The organism is Actinomycetes bacterium, from assembly GCA_036000965.1.
Classification (GTDB): domain Bacteria; phylum Actinomycetota; class CALGFH01; order CALGFH01; family CALGFH01; genus DASYUT01.
This window is the reverse complement of the sequence record DASYUT010000028.1, coordinates 1-6,019: the sequence shown is the minus strand read 5'-3', so window position 1 is coordinate 6,019 and position 6,019 is coordinate 1. Positions and strand designations below refer to the sequence as shown.

At 72.7% G+C, this 6,019-nt stretch carries 6 protein-coding genes; 2 read left to right on the top strand and 4 right to left on the bottom strand.

Features of this window, described 5'->3' with window-relative positions; all coding sequences use genetic code 11:
- Together VG276_01445 and VG276_01440 are read right to left on the bottom strand one after the other, a co-directional pair.
- Window positions 1-122 (bottom strand): SAM-dependent methyltransferase (locus tag VG276_01445; protein ID HEV8648073.1); only part of this gene is annotated, 122 nt, incomplete at its 3' end.
- 211 nt (window positions 123-333) lie between these two features.
- A complete protein-coding gene (locus VG276_01440; GenBank protein ID HEV8648072.1) occupies window positions 334-1,377 on the bottom strand; it encodes an EamA family transporter in 1,044 nt (347 codons plus the stop codon).
- 69 nt (window positions 1,378-1,446) lie between these two features.
- On the opposite strand from VG276_01440, the gene VG276_01435 reads away from it, so the two are divergent.
- Window positions 1,447-2,328, top strand: a complete 882-nt coding sequence (locus tag VG276_01435) for a LysR family transcriptional regulator (GenBank protein HEV8648071.1) — start codon at window positions 1,447-1,449, stop codon at window positions 2,326-2,328.
- A 564-nt stretch (window positions 2,329-2,892) separates the two neighbouring features.
- Complete coding sequence (locus VG276_01430; protein HEV8648070.1) at window positions 2,893-3,714, top strand: SDR family oxidoreductase; 822 nt, start codon at window positions 2,893-2,895, stop codon at window positions 3,712-3,714.
- Here VG276_01430 and VG276_01425 read toward each other — a convergent pair.
- On the bottom strand, window positions 3,698-4,957 hold the full coding sequence (locus VG276_01425; GenBank protein HEV8648069.1) for a Gfo/Idh/MocA family oxidoreductase: 1,260 nt from the start codon (window positions 4,955-4,957) through the stop codon (window positions 3,698-3,700). The two genes, VG276_01430 and VG276_01425, sit on opposite strands and share 17 nt — an antisense overlap.
- On the bottom strand, window positions 4,954-6,019 hold a 1,066-nt coding region (locus tag VG276_01420), incomplete at its 5' end, for a glycosidase (GenBank protein HEV8648068.1). The genes VG276_01425 and VG276_01420, both read right to left, overlap by 4 nt.

Here is a 6,019-nt window from a genome sequence, read left to right as displayed (position 1 = left end):
TCACGGTCGACGGGGAAGTTGTCCTTGCCGCCCAGCCAGTAGTTCCAGATCCGGGCCGACTGCGGCACGCTGGCGTCGATCGGCGGCGGCTGCTGGCCAGGAGCGGACGAGCTGTCGGTCACGGCGGCGCTCTCCTTGGGGGATTGTGGAGCAGGTTGCTACACAACCTCAAGATCTCCACGCCCGTCAACCGCCGACCATTCCGTGCGGGGCTGGAGCCCCCGCTGCCCAATTGTCCAAGTCGGCGGAGCCCCACCCTGGGGGGCGTCCAGGTGGCGGTGGTGGCAACGCAATCCCCTCGAAACGGATACTTGACCGGCTCTCCGGCAAGGGTTACCGGGAGGCCACAGGCCGTCCCGGAGACTTCCCGGAAACCGCACGACGTCGGACTGCACGCCACGCACGCCACGACGGACCAACCGGGCGGCTGACCTGTGGTACTGCGTGGCCGCGCTGAGTGCCGTGGGGTGCGGTGTGCCTGGCGTGAGCAGCGTCAGCCGGGGGCTTCGGAGGCGTGCGCATCGCGCCCATGCTGGCCGCGATCACCAGCAGCATGGCCAACCCGTCCGTGGCGGACAGGGCTTGACGCAGGACCAGGTAGCCGGCGGCGGCGGCGATCGCCGGCTCCAGGCCCATGAGCACGCCGAAGGTGGCGGGCGGGAGCCCGCGCAGCGCGTGCAGCTCGAGGGTGTAGGGAACCAGCGATGACAGCACGGCGACGGCTGCTCCCAGGGCCAGGGTGGCCGGGTCCAGCAAGGCGGTCCCGGCGCTGACCACGCCGAGGGGCAGGCTCAGGAGCGCGCCGACGCCGAGCGCGACCGCCAGGCCGTCGGTCTTCGGGAAACGCCGGCCCGTCCGCGCGCTGAGCAGGATGTATGCAGCCCACATCGCGCCGGCCGCCAACGCGAAGCCAGTCCCCGCGAGGTCGAGGCGCTCGAAGTCGCTCCCGCCGAGCAGGAACACCCCGGCCAGTGCAAGGGCGGCCCACAGCGCGCTGGCCGCCCGGCGCGAGACGAGCACGGACAGGGCGAGCGGGCCAAGCACCTCCAGGGTGGCGGCCGCTCCCAGCGGAATGCGCTCGATGGCCTGGTAGAACAGGGTGTTCATGGCCGCGAGGGCGACCCCGAAGGCGCCCGCAAGCGCCCAATCCGCGGGGGGGAGGCCGCGCAGCCGCGGACGGCACACGGCAAGCAGGACCAGCGCGGACAGGGCCAGCCGGAGGGTCACCGTGCCCAGGGCGCCCGCCCGGAGGAACACCAGGGCCGCCACAGCGGCTCCGAACTGGACCGAGACCGCACTGCCGAGGACCAGCGCGGCAGAGCCGAGGCGACTGCCGCCCGTCGCCGCGGGGGTGGAGGATGTGCTACGCGCGTCCATGCCCGTCACGGTAGAGCCGGCCGATCGCCGCGTGAAATGCCGATCCGGTCGTGGTTATGCTCGTCGCGCATGACAATCGAGCTGCGCCACCTCCGCTGCTTCCTCGCCGTCGCCGAGGAGGCGAACGTCACGCGCGCCGCCGAGCGGCTGCACCTGACCCAACCCGCCGTCTCGCGCACCCTGCGCCAGCTCGAGCAGTACCTGGGCGTGCGCCTAGTGGACCGCTCCACCCACCATCTCGCCCTGACCGCCGAGGGCCAAGCCTTCCGCGACAAGGCGTCCGTCGCCGTCGCCGCCTTCGACGACGCGCTCGACCGCGACCGCCTGCGCACCTGGCCGCTGCGGTTGGGACACGCCTGGTCGGCGCTCGGGAAGTACACGACGCCGTTGCTGCGCCGGTGGGAGCAGGCGCACCCGGACACCCCGCTGGAGCTGCTCCGCATCGACGACCGCAGCGCTGGCCTGACCAGCGGCAGGGTAGACGTCGCGCTGCTCCGAGGCCCTGTCGACACTCCCGGCCTCGTCACCGAGCTGCTGTACAGCGAGCCCCGCGTGGCGGCCGTGCCAGCCGACAGCCCGCTGGCCACCCGCGCCTCGCTGACCCTGGCGGACTTCTCCGACCAGCCGGTCGCACTGAATCCCGTCTCGGGCACCACTACCCTGGACCTGTGGCCTCCCGCGGTCCGCCCGGCCACCGTCCTGACCGTCGCCACCACCGACGACTGGCTCGCGACCATCGCCGCCCAGCGCGCGGTCGGCGTCACCACATCCGCCACCGCCGACATCCACCCGTACCCCGGCGTGACCTATGTCCCCGTCACCGACGCGCCTGCCGTCCCCGTCAAGCTCGCCTGGAGGAGCGTCCCCGGCCACCCGGCCATCCCCGACCTGGTCGCCGTCGCGCGCGCCGTCATCGACGGAGGGCGCGCCAAGGAGGCTGCAGGCCCGTGACCTGAACGAAGCGGTGGAGCCGGCTCCACCGCCGCCAAGTCCGCGGCAAGGATCTCGCCTGCAGCCAGGGGGGTGTACACGGCTTGCGCCGGCTGGACCACGAGCCGGCCGCTCGCCAGGAGGGCGTCGATCTGGTGGCGAGCGTCCCGAAGGTCCTCGAGCAGCGGATCCCCGCTGCCCTCAAGGCCCCAGTAGGCCAGCTGCTCCGCCAACTCGGCGCCGGCAGAGGCCCCTGGTTCGAAACCAGCCACGCCCACCAGCAGAAACCGCAGGTCAGGCCGGGTCTTCGGAGCAGGCTTCCTGGTGAGGCGACGGCGGTCGGGGCCGCGGGCAGCAGACGGGCAGCAACCGCGAGTGAGCCTCCGCACCAACAGGGCAACAGTCATTATGCTGCCGTCGGGCGGGGCGTAGAGTGGCCTCGGCGACCCGGGGCTGTCCGATCCGAAGTGCCGGTGTTGAGGGTGCAAACCGGCCGCGCTGGACGGCAGCTCTGCCGTTGAGACGTCCCTCGTTCGACACCCCGGGCCGCCCTCGCCTCGTCGGAGAAGCTGTATGGATCACGCCATGATCGATCCAGGTTTGGATGGCCGGGTGGCATTGGTGACGGGAGCCAACCAGGGCATCGGCGCGGCGACCGCCCGCGCGCTCGCCGACCGGGGCGTGGCAGCCTTCCTCACCTACCTGCGACTCGACCCACGCGAGCAGTCCGGCGAACCCTATCCCGCTGCATACGGCCAAGTGCGCGCGGCCACCGCCGACCACGTCGCCCAGCAGATCCGTGACGCCGGTGGCCGCGCGGAGTGCATGGAGGCCGACCTCGCCGACTCCACCGTCCCCCGGCTGCTGTTCGACCGCGCCGAAGCCACGCTCGGCCCCGTCGAGATCCTGGTCAACAACGCCAGCGGCTGGCTGGCCAACACCTTCCTTCCCGTCACCCAGGACCGGTTCGGACGCAGCCTGTGCCCCGTGGACGCCGCAAGCCACGATCGGCAGTTCGCCGTGGACGCGCGGGCGTCGGCTCTGCTGGTCGCGGAGTTCGCCCGCCGCCACATCCAACGAGGCGCCACCTGGGGCCGCATCATCGGGCTCACCTCCGGCGGGCCCGGCGGCTTCCCCGAAGAGATCTCCTACGGCGCCGCCAAGGCCGCCCAGGAGAACTACACCATGTCGGCCGCGCAGGAACTCGGCCCCTACGGCGTCACCGCGAACATCGTCTACCCGCCGGTGACTGACACCGGCTGGGTCACCCCCGCTGTCGAGGAAGCCGCCATCGCCGCCAGCCCCCTCCGACATCTCGCCCAGCCCGACGACGTCGCCGAGGTCATCACCCTCCTCGCCTCCCACCAAGCGCGCTACATCACCGGGCAGATCATCCACATGGCCTGAACGCCATGTTGAGCTCTGGCGACCCGGGGAAGGCTGGCGGTGCGACCCGCCGTCCGGACCCGGCGGCTAGGCGGGCGGTGATGGCGGCGGCGAGGCTCTCCCATGCGTCCCGGGCACTGACAAGTGGCTCACGCTCCGTGCCCACCGCGGCGAGGAGGTCGGCGACCCCGGCCCGCACGCTCTCGCGGTAGACGTGCCCCTTGGCCGCCGCGCCTCCGAGGGTCGCCCGCAGCCGGATGTGGTGGCTGACCGGGCGCGCCTGGCCGCCGCCGCGCCAGGGCCGGGGCTCGCGGGTGGCCTGGACGACCTCGACCGCGACCCGTTCCTGTCCGGATCTGTGAAATCCGGGCACCTCGAGCAGCTCGTCGGCTCGGTCAGGGAGGTCGAGGAGCAGCCCGGCGCCGTGCGGGTCGGTCCACGCGTCCAACGCAAGTTCCACAGGGATCCATCCGGAGACGACCGCGCGCGCGAACCCCCAGTCCAGCAACGTCTGCTGGTACTCGGCCTGTGGGGGGCGGGCGAAGACGTGGGCGTAGGTGGCGGTGGCGCCCCCGGGATGGAGTGCGGTGGCGATCGCCGTGTCGACCCGTCCGTCCTCGCCCCGCGCGACCTCCAGGGCCTGGACCTCGAGCGGGTCGCTGCCGAGCAGCCAGGCAGCGGCGTCGAAGAAATGCACCCCGTGCTCGACGAAGATCCCGCCGCTGGTCTCGGGATCCCAGAACCAGTGGTCGGGTGGCAGGTGGTCGTCGCGGGCGAGGTTCTGGAAGGCGAAGTGCCGCAGGCGCCCGAGCAGCGGCGCGCCCGTGGGGCCCGAGAGCGCCTGCACCCGGTCCAGCAGTCGGTACAGCGGGTTCCAGCGCAGCACGTAGTCGACGCTCAGCCGCACCCTGTGTGCGCGTGCCGCCTGGACGACGGCCGTGGCCTCGCGCAGGGAGGTGGCGAGCGGTTTCTCGCAGAACACGTGCTTGCCGGCGGCGATCGCGGCGAGCGCCATGGGGGCATGGTGGGCCGGCGGGGTGGCGATGATGACGACGTCGACGCGGTCGTCGCCGAGCAGCGCGGCGTAGTCGGGGTGGGCGGCGATCCCGTGCCGGCCGGCGGTGGCCAGCGCCCGGGCACGGTCGGTGTCGGTCACGCCGACGGGCAGGAGCTGCGGGAGGTCGGCCGCCGCCGACAGGCAGAAGTCGCCGAACCGGCCGCAGCCGGCGAGCGCGACACCGAGGCGCTTCTTTGAGGGGGTCATTGGGCTGAGCCGGTCCGGTGGAGCCGGGCCACGCCGATGCGGGAGTCGGCCATGCCGTAAAAGACGTCGGCATCGCCGTCGCCGCGGGGGTCGATGCCGGTGGGGAACACCACGTTTGGCACGATGCCGTCGCGCTCCTGCGGCGTCTGCGGGTCGAGCAGGGGGTTGGGGGTCCGCCAGAGCACCTTGGTGACGTCCTCGGCGTCGAGCAGCATCGCGCCGGCGGCGTAGCGCACGTGCCGTTGGTACCAGACGCCCGGCTCCAGCCTCCCGGACACGCCGTGGTGGAGGACGAGCCACCCTTCCGGGGTGCGGACCGGCGGCGTGCCGGCGCCGATCTTCAGGTGCTCCCATGGCTGCTCGGGGAGGGCGACCGGCCGGTGCTGGGTGAACCGCGCCAGCGCCCGCAGGTCCCGGCTCACCTCGTCGACAGGGGCGAAGGACACCCAGATCCCGGGCCTCGGGTCCTGGACCCCGGCTGGCAGCGGCTCACCGGCGGTCGGGCTGACCCACGACAGATCCCAGATGGGCCGGTGCAACAGGGCGTAGGCGGGGCGGCCGTCCGGCGCGGCCACTGGTTCGGGGAACAGCACGGCGTCCTTGTTGGTGTACAGGTTGAGGTCGGCACGCAGCGACGGCTCGTAGGCGAACAAGGCGGGGCCGAGCCGTTCCCAGCTCGCCAGGTCGTTTGAGACCGCCAGGCCGATCCGGGCATAGAGCGGCCCGTAGGCCGCGTAGGTCATGACGTACAGGTCGAGGCCCGGGATGAAGGTGATGCGCGGGTCTTCCACGCCCGCGGTCGTGGTGTTGATCTCCCAGGTCTCGTCGGGCTCCAGGGCGACCCCGAGGCGCTCGACGGCGGCTGGCGTGCCGTCGCCGTCGAACAGCACTCGCGCCCGGCCGACCCGCGAGAAGTTCCCCTCGGCGACCAGGCGCGGGAACAGGTACAGCTGCCCGTCGCGGCCCCGCGCGCACGCCGGGTTGAGGACCCCCCAGGCCTCCCGGGGGTCGCTGGGGTCGGGCGTCATGAGCACGCCGAGGCGGCGGAGCGCCCAGCTGGGC